Annotated in this window: 14 protein-coding genes, 1 rRNA gene and 2 riboswitches; of the genes, 1 reads left to right on the plus strand and 14 read right to left on the minus strand. The window is 39.9% G+C overall.

The window, feature by feature from the left end:
* Positions 1-29 precede the first annotated feature (29 nt).
* Positions 30-1579 (minus strand): 16S ribosomal RNA (locus tag AC3ANV_RS25895).
* A 575-nt stretch (positions 1580-2154) separates the two neighbouring features.
* Here AC3ANV_RS25895 and AC3ANV_RS25900 point away from each other — a divergent pair.
* Positions 2155-3606: an ArnT family glycosyltransferase gene (locus AC3ANV_RS25900; RefSeq protein WP_488311438.1), complete on the plus strand. Its 1452-nt coding sequence runs from the start codon at positions 2155-2157 to the stop codon at positions 3604-3606.
* A gap of 49 nt (positions 3607-3655) precedes the next feature.
* Here AC3ANV_RS25900 and AC3ANV_RS25905 read toward each other — a convergent pair whose 3' ends face one another.
* From AC3ANV_RS25905 to AC3ANV_RS25965, 13 genes are all read right to left on the minus strand, one after another.
* Positions 3656-4780, minus strand: coding sequence for a serine hydrolase domain-containing protein (locus AC3ANV_RS25905; protein ID WP_488311439.1), 1125 nt, complete (start codon positions 4778-4780; stop codon positions 3656-3658).
* A 108-nt stretch (positions 4781-4888) separates the two neighbouring features.
* Complete coding sequence (gene ptsG, locus AC3ANV_RS25910) at positions 4889-6961, minus strand: glucose-specific PTS transporter subunit IIBC (protein WP_488311440.1); 2073 nt, start codon at positions 6959-6961, stop codon at positions 4889-4891.
* A 188-nt stretch (positions 6962-7149) separates the two neighbouring features.
* A complete protein-coding gene (gene glcT / locus AC3ANV_RS25915) occupies positions 7150-7992 on the minus strand; it encodes a glucose PTS transporter transcription antiterminator GlcT (RefSeq protein WP_488311441.1) in 843 nt (280 codons plus the stop codon).
* 154 nt (positions 7993-8146) lie between these two features.
* Positions 8147-9472 (minus strand): NCS2 family permease, encoded by a 1326-nt coding sequence (locus tag AC3ANV_RS25920; RefSeq protein WP_488311442.1) that lies wholly within the window; start codon positions 9470-9472, stop codon positions 8147-8149.
* Positions 9473-9585: 113 nt separating this feature from the next.
* Positions 9586-9687: riboswitch (purine riboswitch) on the minus strand.
* Positions 9688-9787: 100 nt separating this feature from the next.
* Complete coding sequence (gene guaA / locus AC3ANV_RS25925; protein WP_488314340.1) at positions 9788-11308, minus strand: glutamine-hydrolyzing GMP synthase; 1521 nt, start codon at positions 11306-11308, stop codon at positions 9788-9790.
* A gap of 165 nt (positions 11309-11473) precedes the next feature.
* Positions 11474-11575, minus strand: a riboswitch (purine riboswitch).
* A gap of 84 nt (positions 11576-11659) precedes the next feature.
* On the minus strand, positions 11660-11992 hold the full coding sequence (locus AC3ANV_RS25930; protein WP_488311443.1) for a hypothetical protein: 333 nt from the start codon (positions 11990-11992) through the stop codon (positions 11660-11662).
* Between the two features lie 25 nt (positions 11993-12017).
* Entirely contained in the window at positions 12018-12335 is a 318-nt protein-coding gene (locus tag AC3ANV_RS25935; protein WP_488314341.1) for a transglutaminase domain-containing protein, read from the minus strand.
* Positions 12336-13407: 1072 nt separating this feature from the next.
* Positions 13408-14388: a sugar kinase gene (locus AC3ANV_RS25940; RefSeq protein WP_488311444.1), complete on the minus strand. Its 981-nt coding sequence runs from the start codon at positions 14386-14388 to the stop codon at positions 13408-13410.
* Positions 14375-15028, minus strand: a complete 654-nt coding sequence (locus AC3ANV_RS25945) for a bifunctional 4-hydroxy-2-oxoglutarate aldolase/2-dehydro-3-deoxy-phosphogluconate aldolase (protein WP_488311445.1) — start codon at positions 15026-15028, stop codon at positions 14375-14377. Before AC3ANV_RS25945 ends, AC3ANV_RS25940 begins: the two co-directional genes overlap by 14 nt.
* Before the next feature lie 32 nt (positions 15029-15060).
* A complete protein-coding gene (locus AC3ANV_RS25950; protein ID WP_488311446.1) occupies positions 15061-16548 on the minus strand; it encodes a UxaA family hydrolase in 1488 nt (495 codons plus the stop codon).
* 15 nt (positions 16549-16563) lie between these two features.
* Positions 16564-18033: a tagaturonate reductase gene (locus AC3ANV_RS25955; protein WP_488311447.1), complete on the minus strand. Its 1470-nt coding sequence runs from the start codon at positions 18031-18033 to the stop codon at positions 16564-16566.
* A gap of 94 nt (positions 18034-18127) precedes the next feature.
* Positions 18128-19126 carry a LacI family DNA-binding transcriptional regulator gene (locus AC3ANV_RS25960; protein ID WP_488311448.1) on the minus strand — a complete coding sequence of 333 codons (999 nt, stop codon included), beginning with the start codon at positions 19124-19126 and terminating at the stop codon, positions 18128-18130.
* A 143-nt stretch (positions 19127-19269) separates the two neighbouring features.
* The gene (locus AC3ANV_RS25965; protein ID WP_488311449.1) at positions 19270-20268 is read right to left on the minus strand and encodes a glycoside-pentoside-hexuronide (GPH):cation symporter; all 999 of its coding nucleotides are present in this window, start codon (positions 20266-20268) and stop codon (positions 19270-19272) included.
* Positions 20269-20323 lie beyond the last annotated feature (55 nt).

Raw genomic sequence — 20323 nt, forward strand, 5'->3', positions numbered from 1 at the left:
CGGCTCATATGTCCGGCATATATCCTTAGAAAGGAGGTGATCCAGCCGCACCTTCCGATACGGCTACCTTGTTACGACTTCACCCCAATCATCTGTCCCACCTTAGGCGGCTGGCTCCTTACGGTTACCCCACCGACTTCGGGTGTTACAAACTCTCGTGGTGTGACGGGCGGTGTGTACAAGGCCCGGGAACGTATTCACCGCGGCATGCTGATCCGCGATTACTAGCGATTCCGGCTTCATGTAGGCGAGTTGCAGCCTACAATCCGAACTGAGAATGGTTTTATGGGATTGGCTCGACCTTGCGGTTTTGCAGCCCTTTGTACCATCCATTGTAGCACGTGTGTAGCCCAGGTCATAAGGGGCATGATGATTTGACGTCATCCCCACCTTCCTCCGGTTTGTCACCGGCAGTCACCTTAGAGTGCCCAACTGAATGCTGGCAACTAAGATCAAGGGTTGCGCTCGTTGCGGGACTTAACCCAACATCTCACGACACGAGCTGACGACAACCATGCACCACCTGTCACTCTGTCCCCCGAAGGGGAAAGCCCTATCTCTAGGGGTGTCAGAGGATGTCAAGACCTGGTAAGGTTCTTCGCGTTGCTTCGAATTAAACCACATGCTCCACCGCTTGTGCGGGCCCCCGTCAATTCCTTTGAGTTTCAGCCTTGCGGCCGTACTCCCCAGGCGGAGTGCTTAATGCGTTAGCTGCAGCACTAAAGGGCGGAAACCCTCTAACACTTAGCACTCATCGTTTACGGCGTGGACTACCAGGGTATCTAATCCTGTTTGCTCCCCACGCTTTCGCGCCTCAGCGTCAGTTACAGACCAGAAAGTCGCCTTCGCCACTGGTGTTCCTCCACATCTCTACGCATTTCACCGCTACACGTGGAATTCCACTTTCCTCTTCTGCACTCAAGTCCCCCAGTTTCCAATGACCCTCCACGGTTGAGCCGTGGGCTTTCACATCAGACTTAAAGGACCGCCTGCGCGCGCTTTACGCCCAATAATTCCGGACAACGCTTGCCACCTACGTATTACCGCGGCTGCTGGCACGTAGTTAGCCGTGGCTTTCTGGTTAGGTACCGTCAAGGTACCGGCAGTTACTCCGGTACTTGTTCTTCCCTAACAACAGAGCTTTACGACCCGAAGGCCTTCATCGCTCACGCGGCGTTGCTCCGTCAGACTTTCGTCCATTGCGGAAGATCCCCTACTGCTGCCTCCCGTAGGAGTCTGGGCCGTGTCTCAGTCCCAGTGTGGCCGATCACCCTCTCAGGTCGGCTACGCATCGTCGCCTTGGTGAGCCGTTACCTCACCAACTAGCTAATGCGCCGCGGGCCCATCTGTAAGTGACAGCCGAAACCGTCTTTCAGCTTTTCCTCATGTGAGGAAAAGGATTATCCGGTATTAGCTCCGGTTTCCCGAAGTTATCCCAGTCTTACAGGCAGGTTGCCCACGTGTTACTCACCCGTCCGCCGCTAACCTTCAGGAGCAAGCTCCTAAAGATTCGCTCGACTTGCATGTATTAGGCACGCCGCCAGCGTTCGTCCTGAGCCAGGATCAAACTCTCCAAGAAAGTTGATTAGCTCATTTGTTACGTTGGCTTAGCTTCACTTTCTTACGAAAGATCCACTAATAGTTATTGTTTGTTTGCACGATTTTGTTTGTTTAGTTTTCAAAGAACAACAATACTCGTTTGAATTACCCAGACATTAATTTTAACCTCTTCGTCAGGAGTAACTCTATTAATATATCATTTTGTTAATTCATTGTCAATAAAATATTAAAATATTTTTAATATCTTCACGTTGTTAACAGGTCATTAACGACTGCTTTAATATACTACCACCCTCACTATTCTACGTCAACACTTTTTTGTTTCTTAATTTAACCTTTTATACTATTCACCGTAGGAATAGAGAATCCTTATGTTAATAGATATTTTTTTCGCTCTTTTTCCTCAAGTATAATCATCAAAGGTGTATGAAATTCAACAACACAGGGAATCAGAATAAATGGGTAGGGATAACAAAATAAGAAAAAAACCTTAAAGCAGAAGACCTATTAGCTTGCATTAATCGAAGGCCAAATGATTTATCGGATTTAACCAACGATAATATTATGTAAATCTTTTGAAATAAGGAGTCTCCTATGCACCGTTTAACTCTTAATTTAAATTACTTTTATACACTAATGTTGTTATTATTGCTGACGATTTCCTTCTATAATATTTTTTACAGGTTAGAAAATTTCCCGATTTCCAGTTGGGATGAAGCCAGGCACGGGGTAAGCGCCTACGAAATGTTAAGAAGAGGAAACTTCATCGTTAGCACCTACAGGGATGATATTGATTATTGGAACTTAAAACCGCCATTAAGTTTTTGGGCGAACATGGCCGGTTATAAAATAGCAGGATTCAACGCACTCGGACTGCGATTTTTCTCTGCCGTCTCCGCAATGCTAACAATTATCCTTGTAGCTATTTTCGTATATATAAAACATGGAAGGCTAGCCTCACTCGTATCGACATTGACTTTGGCTACAAGTACACAATTTTTAATTAATCACAGCGCCAGAACAGGAGATGCTGACTCCCTATTTGTTTTTTTATTTACCGCATCCATATTGTCGCTATTACTTTGCGAACATAACCTTAAATGGCTATATGCTTCAGGCCTGGGATTTGCTCTTGCCTTTTTAACAAAGAGCTGGCACGCAGGCAACATAGCAATTATTATCGGATTGTATCTTCTTTTTACCGGAACCCATAAAAGGCTTAATCATGTAAACTGGATTTTACTAGTTATTTGCATGGTATTACCGATTCTTGCATGGGGAGGTATTCGATACCAATATGACGGAATGGATTTTTTCAAAAACATGATTGCCTATGACCTGCTGCAAAGATCGTCTACCACTATTGAAGGCCACCTAGGCGGAACGTTCTACTATTTTGATATACTATGGAGGTTTTTCAATTATTGGCTTACTATCCTGTACGGCTTAGTCCTTGTTTATCTTAGTAAAGAATTCTCATTTAAACGATTCATATCTGAAAAAAATTCCTATACTATAGGGATCTGTTTATGGGTTATTATTCCTTTGATTCTTTTTTCATTAGCTAAAACAAAAATAAGATGGTATATTTTGCCCGTATATCCCCCGTTGTCGATTATAATCGGAGCCCTTGCAGGTAAACTTCTATTAATTGAAAAATTAGGGACAAAAGTCATCCTATTAGCTTCAATCCTTTTTGTATCCTTGCATTACGAGGGAGAGATTCAAGCTTATTTAAATAACCCTACCCCTAAATTACAGCTGAATTTGATTCAAAAAATACACAATAAAAAAGAATTGAAGGGATACAGCTTATTTTTACACCTTCCATCAAGCCCCGCCAAATGGGCACAAAATATGGTTTTAACTTCAGAGCTATACACCGACTCACATGTGGAGGATGGAGGAATTTACGGCTTTTTGAAAAAGGATAAAGCTCTACTTTTACTTCAAAAGGGAAAAGGAACAAAACAATTAATAAAATCGAATCAATTGATTATCATCGCATCCAATAAATGGGGCTATATTGTCCGCAAAAGGAAATAAACCGAACGTATAAAAAAGGGCTTACTCCATATGAGCAGGCCCTTTTCAATTAAAAGTATTTTTGATAAAACCAATAGCGTTCTCCAAGGCAAACAGATGCAAGCTCCCGGGATAACGCTCCTGAATTCCATGTTCCATGATTGTTGGAAAGAATAATAACAGTAACCCTATCGTTAACAAAATCAGCTAAGTCCGATTTGTAACCGGGTAAACTTCCATTATGCTCCACCAACTGTCTCCCGAAACTGATAAAATTATTAGCGATATTCCAACCGTAACCATATTTAAAAATACCCAAGCTCGCGCTATCAATATAGCCTGTCTCCATTTTTTCTACTTGTGAAGATGATAAAAGCTTACCGTTATGAATAGCATTATTGTATTGAAGCAAATCACCGGTTGTTGAAATAATATCCCCGTAACCGGCGAGCTGGCTTTCATCATCCCGCTCTGTGATTTTCCTCATATTTTCATATCCCACAGCTAATTTCTTAGCATTCGCTTTTCTTAAGTAGGTATGACGCATACCCGCAGGTTTGAAAATATGATCTTGATAATAATCCCCATAACTTTCTCCGGATACGATTTCGATTATGTCAGCAAGAATCATGTAGCCGGTGTTGGAATATTTGTATTTTGATCCGGGAGGAAACTCCAAATTTTGCTTTTTCATCAAATCAATAAAACCTGACATCGTGATAGATTTAGTTGTATCAGTGAGTTTTAAATGGTTAGCCACCCCTGAACTGTGCGTCAACAAATTATGAATAGTAATTTTATTACCGTTCGGAAAATTTGCAATGTATTTCGAAATCGGATCGGATGTTTTTAATTTCCCCTGCTTTTCAAGCTGGAGGATGGATATGGCAGTAAACGATTTCGTCAGCGACGCAATGCGGAATTCCGTATCGGTTCGATTAGGAATTCCTTCTTCTTTATTTGCAAATCCATATCCTTTTTCAAATAACACTTTTCCATCCTTAGCTACAAGAACGATGCCATTAAATTGATTTTCAACTGCCTTTTTATCCATAAAGGCCCCAAGTTTTTGCTGAAGGTCACCCTTTAAACCTGAATGCACCGTACTGCCAAAAGAGATAACAGCTCCAACAATCAAAATCAGAATTCCCATTGGAATGCCGAAGGTCCAAATCACCGATTTTCTAATTCGCAATACAAACCACACCTCTTTGTTGAACATATCCCCGAACTATTATAAATGGAAATAAGGAAATTTCATAATAAAAAAAGCCGGTCTAATGGTTAGGCCGGCTCCTCAATGTTATTTGGTAATCTTAATAATTTTTTCTTGTTTTAAGTCTACATTACCCTGTTTTTCAAGAACGATTTTTTCACCTTCAGCTAAGTTCGTAAAGACAACTGGAGTAATTGTTGATGTCGCATGCTCTTTAATGTAATTCAAATCCATTTTTAATAATGGCTGACCACATTTAACACGATCATTTTCAGCAACCAACGTTTCAAAGCCTTGGCCTTTTAGGTTTACTGTATCAATACCAACGTGGACAAGAATTTCACGGCCGCCATCGGAAAGAATTCCAATCGCGTGTTTCGTTGGGAATAGGTTTACGATTTTACCATCAACAGGTGAAACAACCATTCCCTCTGATGGGACAATCGCAAAGCCGTCACCCATCATTTTTCCTGCAAACACCTGATCTGGCACTTCTGTAATCGGCTTGATTTCCCCTTTTAAAGGCGCAACAAAAACTTCATCTTTACGCACTGTTTGAAGTGCTTCAGGATTCACTTCTTCAATTTGTTGTTCTACCCCTTTTTCAGGAGCTTTTACAGCTGCAACACTAGGTCTTTTACCATCCATAATATCCTTCATTTGACCTTTAATCGTTTCAGAACGCGGTCCAAAAATAGCTTGAATGTTATTACCAACTTCAAGTACACCAGCAGCTCCGAGCTTTTTCAATCTATTTTTATCAACATCTTTAATATCATTAACCGAAACACGTAAACGAGTAATACATGCATCCAAATGAGCAATATTTTTCTTTCCGCCCATTGCATCTAAAATGTTTGCAGCAAGGTCGCCCGCTTTATTATTACCTGTTTGTACTTCATCTTCAACTTCTTCCAGTTCACGTCCGGGTGTTTTAAGATCAAACTTGCGAATCGCAAAACGGAATCCGAAGTAGTAGATAACTGCAAATACAAGACCAACCGGGATAACCAACCATGCATGTGTTTGCGGGTTAATTAATCCAAATAAAATATAGTCAATTAAACCACCGGAGAATGTCATACCGATTTTTACATTTAAAAGGTGCATCGTCATGAATGATAGACCGGCAAAAATAGCGTGAATACCGAATAATACCGGTGCAACGAACAAGAATGAGAATTCAATTGGTTCTGTAATACCTGTTAAGAAAGATGTTAAACCGGCTGAGAACATGAGACCGCCGACAAATGCTTTCTTTTCCGGCTTTGCTTCATGGTAAATTGCTAATGCAGCAGCAGGAAGACCAAACATCATGAAAGGATATTTACCAGTTGTAAATGTACCTGCCGTTAGATTTTTTACACCGTCTTTAATTTGTTCCATAAAGATATGTTGGTCACCATGTACTACAACACCAGCTTTATTTGTATAGCTGCCAAACTCAAACCAGAACGGTGCATAGAAGATATGATGCAATCCAAAAGGAATTAATGACCGTTCAATGACCCCAAAGATAAATGCCGATAGTGTTAAGTTTGCATTTACCATGTTTGTAGAGAATGAATTTAAACCAGCTTGGATTGGAGGCCAAATAACAATCATTATTAAACCTAAGATAACAGCACTTGCAGCAGTAACAATCGGTACGAAACGTTTACCGGCAAAGAATCCAAGGTAAGATGGCAACTCCATTTGGAAGAATTTATTATACATCGTTGCTGCTAGAATACCTATTATAATACCACCGAAAACACCGGTTTGAAGGGTTGGAATCCCTAAAACAGATGCATAGCTTTGCGGATGCTTTGTTAATGCAGCTGCATCAATTCCAAGAGCAGTACCCATTGTAGCATTCATAATCAAGAAACCAACAATCGCAGCAAGTCCGGCAACACCGTCTCCACCTGCTAATCCAATGGCTACCCCAACTGCAAATAAAAGCGCAAGGTTACCAAAGATGACACTGCCTGCTTGTTCCATAATTTTCGCTACCATTGCTACACCGTGGTTATCAAAGAATGGAGCAAGATGTAATAAAGTCGGGTTTTGAAGCGCATTACCAATTGCTAATAAAATTCCGGCAGCCGGTAAGATTGCAACTGGAAGCATTAACGCTTTACCAACTTTTTGCAAGACACCAAAAGCTTTTTTAAACATAATAGTACCTCCTACTATTTTTTTATTAGCTCATTAAGCGTTTTCATTTTTAATAAAAAACAACAAAAAAGGCATGAGTAAAAGTTAAACTGAATGAAGATACAGGTATAGAATACCCCTTAAACTTCATTTCAATTACCACTTTTCACTCATGCCTGATCGAATCAGTAACACGTAAAAAATAATAGCTATTTAATTTTCTTCTGAATCCGCTGCAGATGCATTGTTAAATAAACAGCTTCTGCATCGAATACTTTCATTTTTAAAGTTTGTTGCATCACTTTAATGAGCTTCCATGAAAGATTATAACATACAGGATATTCTTCTTTCAAGAGGGAAGTTATTTTTTCCGGCTCTTCTACTTTTTCCTCTTTAATCACTCTTTCAATCGCGAAGCGTAGATGACGAACCAGCCTCATATAATCAATGCCTTCGCGATCAATTTCAATTTCCAGCTGTTCTTCCACCATTTCAACCAACCTGCTTACAAGTTGTGAATGCTGGTTAACATCAGAAAGATTTTTATTGGTAATTGCACTATGAATATGAAGGGCAATAAAGCCAATCTCTCCAACCGGAAGGGCAATTCCGGTTTTTTCTCTAATTAGCTGAACAATTTCTGCTGCAATTTCGTATTCACGCCTATAAAGAGCTTTTGTTTCCACTAAAAACGGGTTCTTCATTTCCATCCCTTGAGATGCTCTTGTAATCGCAAACATTAAATGGTCCGTTAAAGCGACGTGTATATGCTCATTTAAGGTTGAATTTGTTCTTTGCTTAATTAAATCTATAGATGAAATAATCACTTCATGTAAGTCATTTTCAATGAAAGGAAGCAACTTAATATAATTTTCTTGTTCCTTTTCATTTTTTAAGACAAAAAGCTTTTCAACAGAATCTGTATCTATATAGTCACCGCGTTTCCGGTTAAATCCTATGCCTTTGCCTATTAATACGACTTCTTCATAGGAAGGGTGCTCAGCGATTAAGACATTATTATTTAACACTTTATCAATCAGTAAATTTGCCATACCCTTCTTTCCCCATTTCGCCATACTTTCCCTTAGTATACTCATGTTATAAAAGACAAAACAGGAAGTCAACGACAAAATACGACTTTATCCAAAAATTATGGCAATTTTTTGACAAAAAAAGAACCGCCTGCGCTGCGGTTCTTTTCACAACCTATTTTAAGATAAAATAAATAAGGAAGATGACGAAGAAGAAATACATAATTGGGTTAACTTCTTTAATACGTCCTTTAACAATCATCGTAATCGGATAGAAAATGAAGCCAATTGCAATACCCGTTGCAATACTATAGGATAACGGCATCGCAATCATCGTTAAGAAGGCCGGTACAGCAATTTCAAAACGGTGCCAGTCAATTTTTCCTAATGAAGAAACCATCAATACTCCAACAATAATTAGTGCCGGCGCGGTAACAGGCGATGTAATAACAGATAATAAGGGAAAGAAGAATAATGACAGGATAAACAATCCGGCTGTAACTAATGACGCAAAACCTGTTCTTGCCCCGGAAGCAACGCCTGCAGATGACTCGATATAAGAAGTCGTAGTAGATGTACCAAGAACGGCACCTACAATTGTTGCAATCGAGTCAGAAAGTAAAGCTCTTCCTGCGTTAGGAAGTTTGTTATCTTTCATTAAACCTGCTTGGTTGGCAACTGCTACAAGTGTACCAGCATTATCAAAGAAGTCTACGAATAAGAATGTCAAGATAATACCGATCATTCCAGTTGACCAGAAAGAGCTGTCACTAAAGGATGAAAATACTGCACCAAAAGTAGGTTTTACGCTTGGAACCGCACTGACTACTTGATGCGGAACAGCAATCAAGCGGAAAATCATCCCGACAATCGCTGTAACAATCATTCCGTAAAATACTGAACCTTTAATTCCTCTTGTCATCATAATAACAGTTATAACAATTCCAAAAATTGCCAGCAATGTTGGACCTTTTGATAAATCACCTAAACCGACGAGTGTAGCATCATTTTTAACAATGATTCCTGATTCCTGCAAGCCAATGAAGGTAATAAACAAGCCAATCCCGGCACCAACAGCATGTTTTAAATCAACTGGAATCGCATTGATAATTTTTTCCCGAAGCCCTGTAAGGGTTAAAAGGAAAAAGAATATTCCGGAAATTAACACGGCACCAAGTGCATGCTGCCATGGGATTTTACTTCCTAAAACAACCGTATAGGCAAAGAATGCATTTAACCCCATCCCAGGTGCTAAAGCTAGCGGATACTTCCCAAGAAGACCCATGACAATTGATCCAACAGCAGATGCAATCGCGGTTGCCACAAAAACTGAACCGTAATCCATTCTCATTGCATCCGGAAGTCCTTTAACACTTGCCAGTGTCAATGTAAGTGGATTAACCACCAGAATATATGCCATAGCCAAGAACGTTGTTAAACCACCCATGAATTCCTGACGATAATTTGTACCAAGTTCGTCAAACCGAAAATAGTTTTTCAATTCCGCTTCCCCCTAAAACCTTTTTTCTAATTATAATTACCAAAAAACGCTCCGGTATCCACCGGAGCGTTTGACTAAGGCATGTGTAAATAATAGGGGAAAAGGGTACCCTATCGTTTTAGCACTTACCTCGTAGTCAAGCCTTTTACGGTGGCTCGGTAGAAACTTTTGGGCCCTATCCCCAAGAATATACGACGTAAATCGACAAGAATTTAATTCCCTTTTATCATACCAATGACCTATCATTTCGTCAACACAAAACACGAACGTTTTTATATTTTATTTCTCTTTTATTCGTCTTTAATCAAAGCACTCTTATTCCCACTCAATTGTTGCCGGCGGCTTACTAGTAATGTCATAAACCACCCGATTTACATGTGCCACTTCGTTGACAATTCTCGTAGAAATCACCTCAAGCACATCCCAAGGGATTCGTGCCCAGTCTGACGTCATCCCATCGATGGAAGTAACAGCGCGGATCCCAATCGTGTAATCGTAGGTTCTTGCATCTCCCATTACCCCGACACTGCGGATATCAGGCAAAACCGTAAAATATTGCCAAATTTCCCGTTCGAGACCTGCCTTTTTGATTTCCTCACGTAAAATCCAATCAGATTCACGAACAATTTCAAGCTTATCTTCAGAAATGGCCCCTAAAACCCGAATTCCAAGACCTGGTCCAGGGAACGGCTGCCTCCAAACAATTTCATCCGGGATTCCCAGTTCTGTTCCAAGTGCGCGAACTTCATCCTTAAACAAAGTATTCAAAGGTTCAATCAGTTTAAATTGCATATCCTCAGGCAATCCGCCCACATTGTGGTGCGATTTAATCGTCTGAGCCGTAGCCGTTCCACTTTCAATAATATCCGTATAAAGAGTACCTTGAGCTAAGAACTCAATCCCTTCAAGCTTTGTTGCTTCGTCATCAAAGACGTAAATAAATTCGTTACCGATAATTTTCCGTTTTTTCTCCGGATCGGATACGCCTTCGAGTTTGGATAAGAACCGATCTTTTGCATCGACCTTAATGACATTCATGTGAAAACCTTCAGCAAAGGTCTTCATGACGCTTTCCGCTTCATTTTTACGCAGGAGACCGTGATCAACAAAGATACAGGTTAATTGATCACCAATCGCCTTATGAATGAGCACGGCCACAACTGATGAGTCCACGCCGCCGCTTAGTGCGCAAAGAACTTTTTTCGTTCCAACCAGTTCACGAATTTTGGCGATTTCCATTTCAATAAAGTTTTCCATTGACCAATCGCCACTGCAATCACATACATTAAACACAAAATTCTTAAGAAGGTCATTTCCATGAACAGAATGGCGAACCTCCGGATGAAATTGAACAGCGTAAAGCTTGCGTTCCTTATTACTCATGGCAGAAATCGGGCACGTTGGGTTTGTACCATCAACTGTAAAACCTGCCGGTGCTTCGACAACCAAATCACCATGGCTCATCCAAACAACCTGCTCATCGGGCAGACCGTTAAATATCGCTGATTGATTCTGAATCGTCATAACTGCTTTTCCATACTCACGCTGCTTCGCTTTTTCAACTTTCCCATCAAAATGAACGGTCATTAATTGCATACCGTAGCAGATTCCAAGGATTGGCAGACCCATTTCAAAAATATTTTCATCACAGCGGAAAGAATTTTCATCATAGACGCTGTTTGGTCCGCCTGAAAAGATAATTCCTTTTGGATTCATCTTTTTAATTTCCTCTGCTGTAATCGTATGCGGATGAAGCTCACTGTATACACCAAACTCACGAATACGGCGTGTAATCAGCTGATTATATTGGCTTCCAAAATCTAAAACAACAATCATATCTTGCTTTTCAGTCAAAACGGCCACCTCTTTTTTAAATTATAACCCTGTTATTTCTAGTTTTTACTACAATCCAAAAAAAATTAAGGGAAAATAAAAAGAAAACTAGCATTCCGCGCTCCACAAAATCAGGAAGGCAGAATTCTAGTTTTCTCTAAAAAAAAATATAGAAATTTCTGCCTTCATAGTCAGGCCATTTACGGCGACCCGGTAGAGACTCTCGAACCTTATTTTCGAGGATATATGAAGGTAACGTACCCTATTTAGTTTAAAACATATTGTAACAATAGGATGTTTTTGCGGTCAAGCGATTGTCTTTTTAATTAAATTTTCCCACAATTCTCTTGCTTCCTACCAGCTTCCCGGCGGAAGCTCTTGACGATACAAATATCGCTCATATTTCGCGGTCAACCGCGTCATTTCTCGCGTCGAAAAAAACGTATCGATATAGACGGCAAAATTTCGAAGGGTTTGATTTTCTTTCCGCTTTAAACCGTAACGATTCAATTGGTGTAATAAAACAAGGTAAGCAAGTGCAATATTTTCATCCTTTCTTTTTAATCGGAATTTAAGAAGTAAATAATAGGGAAACCATTTTCCGCGAATCCGAAAGAGAATCCCAACGATTCCGCCAATAATACAGACTATCAAGACCCCCTGTTTCCAATATTTTCTCATAACCATTGTGGTTTTCTTCCATACGGATTGATTACTGGCGGTTTTTTTTTGGAGCCTTCGATGCGTGAATGTCATCCTCGAGATTCTTCTGCGGCTTTTTCACAGGAGCCGGTGTTGTTTGTTGATTAGTAGTCGGTGCCTGTCCTGCTGTATCGTTATGGATAATGATGTCATTAGAAAAGCCTTTTGTCGGCTCAAACGGTACCCAGCCTTGATTTGGAAAAAAGACCTCGACCCATGAATGTGCATTATTATTGGTAATTCGATAAAGATTCTTTAAGAGGTCAGTTTTGCTCGTGTTTATAGTTGCGTATATTTTTGATAAATTCAGGACTAACCCTAGAGTAATCCACCGCTGTTGTTTTTATTAAATCAGCTGCCTTATACATTGGAATTTCAAACTCAAATACATACATATTAGGATTAACAGGATAATGCCTGCTATCAAAGAAGAGAATTTTTTCGTTGGGTTTATCAAGTTCAAAAAAATTTCCCTTCATATTAATCGGACTTACATTCACAATTTTTTGAATTCCCGCTGGATACATTATATGGTTGGATTGGTTATGGGCATAGATTACGACTCGCGCTGTTTCCTTTTTGGTTTCAACAGTTTCCGGGATAGGCGATACCGGAATAAGATCCCCCTCCCTAAATGGGATCGTCGTTGCACCGGAAGTAACCCACCCTTTTCCCGTATAGAGATCCTTTGTTTCAACCTTCCAATAATTCTTTTGTTCCGCTTCAGTCGTAAAAACCGGATTGTCATCCCCGATAAATGGTCCACCCAGTGCTGAATCGTTCGTCCCATAGCCAACCCTTTCCGGTTACACTACTTTTGCTGTTTGCAGCCTTGAAATACGGTAAAGGGTCAGGCCAAATTGGCGCTGCCTTTGGGGCAGTAATCCCCACCAAGACACATAAGGTAATCATTATAAAGAGCGGTACCATCCACCTTCGGGCAGGGCTATGATCACTTGCAACATTTTCTTTGGCTAAAATCCTATAAAAGGTGAGCATCCCCATTATAAAGTAAATCCAAAGATTACGGTTTGAACGACGGCTGCTTTTGCATTATAAGGCGTAAAGGTATCCAAAACCGTTATGTACACCAACGTCATAAAGAAAAAGATTTAATAATCAATAGTGGATTAAATACACCATTAACCACAACAAAATAAAAAACAAAAATGTTCGAAATTCATTGGATAAATCGTCAATATTCCTTGCAAAAAGCAAGACTACATTATTTTCCTCATCGGTTGGTAAAAACGACCAATTTTCGGCATCAAGTTTATTCTATATAATTTGAGAAAATCCTGTTTAAAAAGGGTTGCAAATTTAACCTAAAGATATGGAAAAAAGCCGACTATTCCCTGAATAATCGGCTTTTACTACATTAATAAATTGCTTGATTCTCTTTATCTCATAACTACATCTTTACCTTGGGTAATGATGTTTAACTCCTCTAAAGTGGGGATTCCTTCCCAATCCCCTTTAAATTGAGTAGCCAATGCCCCTAAAATATTGGCTCGAGTTAAGGCCTTTTCCAAGGAGGAGGGAGTGATCGTTTCATGTTCAAGAAAAACAGAGATGAATCCTGCTGCAAAAGCATCCCCTGCGCCGACTGTATCGATGACATGTGAAACGGCATAGGGCGAGGCTTTTATTGTATTCCCATTAATAAAACCAATTGAGCCTTCAGAACCGAGTTTTAAGGCAACGACTTTCGCCCCCATTTCAAGGAATTTTTCCCCATAGCTTCCTATGGACTGTTTTCCGATAAGAAACTCCGCTTCCTCCACACCCGGGAGAAAAACATCACATAATGGGATGAGGGAAAGCAATACCTCTCTTGCTTCCTCCTCACTCCAGAGCTTCCTGCGCAAATTGGGATCAAAGGAGATGGTTAGACCCATTTCTCTTGCCAGTTCCATTGTTTTCCGAATCATTGAAGCGGTATGTTCACCCAAGGCGGGAGTAATCCCCGTTACATGCAGATGCCTTGCCCCTTCCAGCCATTCAGCGCGTACATCCGAGGGATTGAATTTGCTTGCTGCTGAGTTTTTTCGGTAATAATAAACCGTTGGATCTCCAAATCCTTTACATTCTTTAAAATATACAGCCGTGGATGCTTGATCATCGCGAATGGCATTGGATATATCCACTCCTTCACCGGCAAGTGTTGACAGGATAAAATCACCAAAAGGATCTTTTCCTACTCTACTAATCCACCTAACCTTTTTGCCGAGCCGCGTTAACCCAATCGCCACATTCGATTCAGCACCGGCTAACGATTTTATAAAAAGCGGTTCATACTTAATGGACTTATCGCTCACAGGCTGAAAAAGAACCATGCTTTCACCAATTGTAACAACATCTGTTCCTTTATTTTGTTGCATATGCCTCCACCTCATTGACAAGTTTGGTATACGCCTTTGCAAGATTGGTGATTTGTTCAAACTCTCCTTTTTGAATGAGGCTATTGTTAACAAGATTCCCCCCCAGACCTGCTGCAATCGCTCCATATCCCAGTACTTCCTTGATATTGTCCTGATTCACTCCGCCCGTTACAACCATAGGTATGTGATTAAGCGGTGCCCGTATATCCTTAATATAGTTCATACCAAGGGATCCAATTGGAAAAACCTTTACCGCAGTTGCCCCGAGATTATAAGCCCGTACAATCTCTGAGGGAGTCATCGTTCCAGGCCATACCTCCACACCCCGCTCTAGACCGTAGGCTAAAACTTCTTCATCGAGGTTTGGAGAAATAATATATTCAGCACCTGATTCTATTGCCTCCTTAGCCATCTTAAGATTTAAAACGGTACCTGCTCCAATCCGCAGCTGATCACCAAATTTTCCTTTCAATTCATTGATCATATTTAGAGCGCCATTTGTATTAAGCGTGATTTCTAAAAAAGAAATCCCCCCTGCTGCTAATGCTTTTGCTGTTTGTTCCCCGCTGCCCTTTGGAATTCCCCGAATGATTGCGATAATTCTTTCTTTTTCTAATAATGAAAGTAAGCTTTTTTCCAATGTACGTTACCTCCTTAATGGTCACCGCTTATTTACAAAGTTACCCCTGTTTTGAAAATAGCAATCTCTCTAAAATCATTTTTTTCATTATTAACAAGTTCACCGCTGGCAACCTTAATGATATAGTCAATAAAATCTCTGAATACAACATCTGCCGATTGCTCAATCAATGTTCCCGCATTATAGTCAATCCAATGGGGCTTTGATTCAAAAAGCGGTGTATTTGTTGAAACCTTCATCGTCGGAACAAACGTTCCAAACGGTGTTCCCCGTCCAGTTGTAAATAGGACTATTTGACAGCCCGAAGCCGCTAATGCAGATGAAGCGACAAGATCATTCCCTGGAGCACTTAAAAGGTTTAACCCTTTTTTCTTTAAGGTTTCCCCGTATTTAAGTACGTCAACTACAGTGGATGTTCCCGCTTTTTGTGTACATCCTAAAGATTTATCCTCCAAGGTCGTAATGCCGCCTTCTTTGTTACCGGGTGAGGGGTTTTCATAGACAGGCTGATTGTTTGCAATGAAATATTGTTTAAAATCATTAATCAATTCAACCGTTTTAGAAAATACTTCTTCGTCTGCCGAGCGTTCCATGAGAATGGTTTCAGCACCAAACATTTCGGGAACCTCTGTTAAAACAGTGGTTCCGCCTTGGGCCACGAGAAAATCAGAAAGTTTTCCAAGTAACGGATTTGCTGTAATTCCTGATAAGCCATCAGACCCGCCGCATTTTAAGCCTATTTTCAATTCGGACAATGGAACAGCTTCTCTTTTAACATTTTTGGCATTTTCATAGATTTCCTTTAATAGTCTGACGCCTTCCTCAAATTCGTTAGAAACTTCTTGGGAGACGAGGAACTTGACCAGGTCTTCATCAAATTCTCCAAGGCTTTCTTTAAATTCATATAGATTATTATTTTCACATCCAAGCCCTAGAACAAGGACCCCACCTGCGTTAGGGTGAAGAACGGCATCCCGCAAGATACTTTTCGTGTTGTTATGGTCGTCCCCTAATTGAGAACATCCATAGTTATGCTTTAATACAAGGATATTTTCGAATGGAGTAATATTGCCTACTTCATTTGAAAACTGTTTAATAATTTTTTCAGCTACTCCATTCACACATCCTACTGTTGCAACGATCCAAAGCTCGTTTCGAATCCCAACCAGGCCATTTTTTCGCTTGTACCCGTTAAAGGATAAGTTTTCATTTTTAAATGGGTTTTCAGCAACCTTTTGTTTAAATTGATAATCTTGAATCCCTTCCAGGTTTGTTTTCGTGTTATGTGTATGAATATGTTCACCGGTACTAATATCTTTAGTTGCATGTCCGATTGGATAACCGTATTTTATAAAATTTTCGTTGGCTAAAATCGGTACTACAGCTACCTTGTGACCGCGTTTCAGATCTTCCTTCAACACAATCTTATTCCCATCTACCAGGATTGGCTGCCCCTTTGGCAAATCCTTTAATGCCACAACTACATTGTCCTGTTCATTTATTTTCAAAATCTCAATCATGAAACCTTCTCCCCCTTACTTTGCTGTTGTTTTATTTAGAACAAAATTGACTGCTTGTTCCATTCCCTTTGTCTCAATTTCATAAAGATAACTAGTAACTGTATCTGTTAAACCCGGCACGGCATTTAAGTCCATTCCCCAGTTTTTCGTATACCCCAATACTGCCGTAACAATCGATTTTGCTCCTTCAATTGTTCCATCAAACTTTTTCCATTGCCGGCTAAACAAATCAAGAACTTCCTGATCATCCGCCAGCTTAATTTCTTCTTCTCCTCTTTTCCCTTTATAAAAAGAAATAAGAGCAGCAAGTGAAAATACTAGTTTTCCAGGCAATTCCTTTTTACGATTAAAATATTCCAATAAAGAAGGTAAATCTCTTGTTTTAAACTTGGACATGGAGTTTAGAGAAATACTTAATAAAAAATGCTGGATAAAGGGATTCATAAATCTTTCTAGAACGGCATCCGCGAATGAATTCAATTCATCTACTGGTAGTTCCAATGTTGGAATTATCTCTTCGAATATTAGTTCTTTGACAAAATTCCCAATAATTTGATGTTCGATTGCCTCTGCCACTGTATTTAACCCGTACAGATAGGAAACATGAGTCATTGCAGTGTGGGCACCATTTAGAATTCGCACTTTTCTCGTTCTGTAGGGAGTCATATCATCCACAAACAGAGTGTTTAACCCCGCCATTTGTGCTGGAAACTCCTCTCTAATCCATTGCGGTCCCTCAATAACCCATAAATGAAATTGCTCACCAACTACTACCATGTCATCCAGGTAACCAAGCTCTTCTGTTATCTCCCCAATGGTATCCTTTGGAAATCCAGGGACGATCCGGTCCACAAGACTACAACAAAAAGTATTTGCTTCAAGAATCCACTGCGTAAATTCCTCGCCAAGCTTCCAGAGAGCAGCATACTGAAGAACAATTTCTTTTAATTTTTCTCCGTTTCGATCAATCAGCTCACAAGGGATAATAATAAACCCTTTTTCTTTATCTCCATTAAACGCAAGGAATCTATAGTATAAGAATGCAGTTAATTTTCCCGGATAGCTTTTTTGCGGTCTGTCCTCTAATCTGTCGGTTTCGTCGTAGGCAATCCCTGCTTCTGTAGTATTTGAAAAAATAAAGCGGAGATCCGGATTGGATGCAAGCTCAGTAAATTGATCATATTGGGTAAAGAGATTGATTCCTCTGCTTATACTATTGATCACGGAATGCTCCTTAACTGCTTTTCCTTCTTTCATTCCCTGTAAATAAAGAGTGTATAGCCCATCCTGCTCATTTAACTCTTCAACCTTTTCACTTCCACGCGGCTGTACGATAACCACACTTCCATTAAAGCCGGCCTTTTTGTTCATGACATCAATTTGCCACTCCACAAAAGCTCTTAAAAAATTGCCTTCTCCAAATTGTAAAACCTTTTCCGGATATTTTTGATAACCTTGAACTAAGTCCTTGTTTAGTTTTCGCATTATTCTTCCTCCCTTTTTTATTTTTGCACACGTTAACATTTTTATTTTAAGCAAATCCCGTTTACAAGGCTGCTTGCTTATAAACGGGATTGTACTACTTCCGTGTTGAAACAGACTTCCTATGTATTAATTCTGTTTCAACAAAAATCTTTTCACCTATGGTTTCTTTATTTTCAACCACTTTTAAAATCTTTTCAGCGCCTAATTTACTGATCTTTTCAATCGGTCTCTTTACAGTAGTTAGGGACGGGTTCGTATATCGGGCAGAGGCTATATCATCGAAGCCAATGACTGAAATATCATTTGGTACATTTAAGCCCTTCGCAAATGCCGTATTGAGTGCGCCTATGGCCATATCATCATTAGAACAGAAAACGGCTGTTGGCGGATTATTTAGGGAAAGCAGCTTTTCCATTGCCTTGTGGCCGCTTTGCATATCATAATTCCCCTGGACAATATATTCATTGCGAATTGGTATATTATGGTCTATTAAGGCCTTTAAATATCCCTCTCTCCGTTCCATTGATGACTTAAAACCTTTTATCCCTTCAATAATTGCAATATCCCTGTGGCCTTTTTTAATTAGGTAGCTAACTGCCTGACAAGAACCCTCCCGATCATTGGATAGAATGCTAATCAGTGATTTATCATTGACTTCTCTATTTAGCACAACCATTGGAATCTTTTGATTTAGTACATGATAGATAAAGGCATTATCCGCTTCACTTTGACTCATTAAAATGATTCCATCAAACCTTTTTCCATGGATGGATGAAAAGTCGTGATAATCATCAATCCCTCTTACAAATAAATTGTAATCTTCATTAATTGCACTGTTTACACCTTTTACGGTATCTGCAAAAAAACTGGAGGAGGTCCCGTTCGTTATACTTGTAAAAAACAGTCCAATCGTATGGGATTTTTGCAAGACAAGGCTTTTCGCATTAAAGTTAGGCGAATAGTTCAATTGAGAGGCTATTTCAAGTATTTTCTTTTTTGTTCCCGGTTTGATAAGCGGGCTGTCATTTAATGCCCGGGATACCGTTGTATGTGACACATTTGCCAATTTAGCTATGTCTTTAATTGTGACCATTTTCTTCACCCTTTTATAAAACAACATTACTCTAAGTTAATTTTACCGGCAAGCCGGGATTTTTTGTATTTTCATAGCCTCTCATTCAAAATTCATTACACTCTAATTAAATTTTAAGGAAAGTCCCTTTTTCCCAACGTCCATTATTCAAATCGTTGGCAATATCCTGCAATAACACCAATTAGTAAACCGGCCATTGCTGTTTTCTTTTTGCCAAAGCGGCGAACCAAAAATGGAATCAATGTGATACCTGCAACCGAACTGCCCATCTGGATAAAGTTAATTATTGGCTGTAAACCAACGTGACCAAGATTATATTGGCAAAAATAGATCATCATTGCGTTATTCGTATTCATTGCTGAAATTGTAAATAAGGTCATTAAAATTAAGCACCACAATGGACGGTTAGTGAACACCACACGGAAGTAATCTTTTGCTGATTGTTGTTCTTTGCCCCAGGAGTTCTCTGCATTAATATGTTCTTTCGTGCCTTTGTAGCAGATGAAGAAACCGATAACACCAATGAAAGCCATAATTGCAGCGGTAACCGGATAGCCTATTTTTGTACTTGAGAACATCGATAAAATCGGTACAAATGCAACGCCTGTAACCAATTGGGCACCGATTGATCCTGCCTGGCGTGTCGATGCCATAAAGGATCGTTCTCCGACATCCCGTGTCATAACAGAAGCCAAGGAGCCATAAGGTACATTCGTAAATGAATAAACAAGACCCCAAGCCATATAGGTACCGTATGCCCAAGCGATTTTTCCGCCCATTGAAAGGTGAGGCATCGTAAATATAACGACTGTCAATACGGCAAGGATAATAGCTGAAAGCATCATAACAGGGCGGAATTTACCGCGTTTCCCCGGTGTCCTTGCATCAATAAGTGATCCTGCCAAAGGATCCATAAAGGCGTCAAAAATCTTCGTTATGGAAAAAACCCCTGCTGCAGCTGCGGCACTAATGCCGGCAACGTCGGTATAAAAGTGCATCAAATAAGATTGGCCTAAGTCAAACATGAAGCCATTACCAAAGTCGCCAAATCCATAAAGAGCTTTCTCTTTTGTAGGAATTTTTTTCGTTTCTTGGCCCGTATTTTCTTTATTTAATTTATGTGCAACATTTTCTGCCATCATTACACCACCCTTATATAATAAGCACCAACATTTTTAAATAATTTTGGCTTAAATC

It is taken from the genome of Neobacillus sp. DFD-2R (assembly GCF_057747865.1).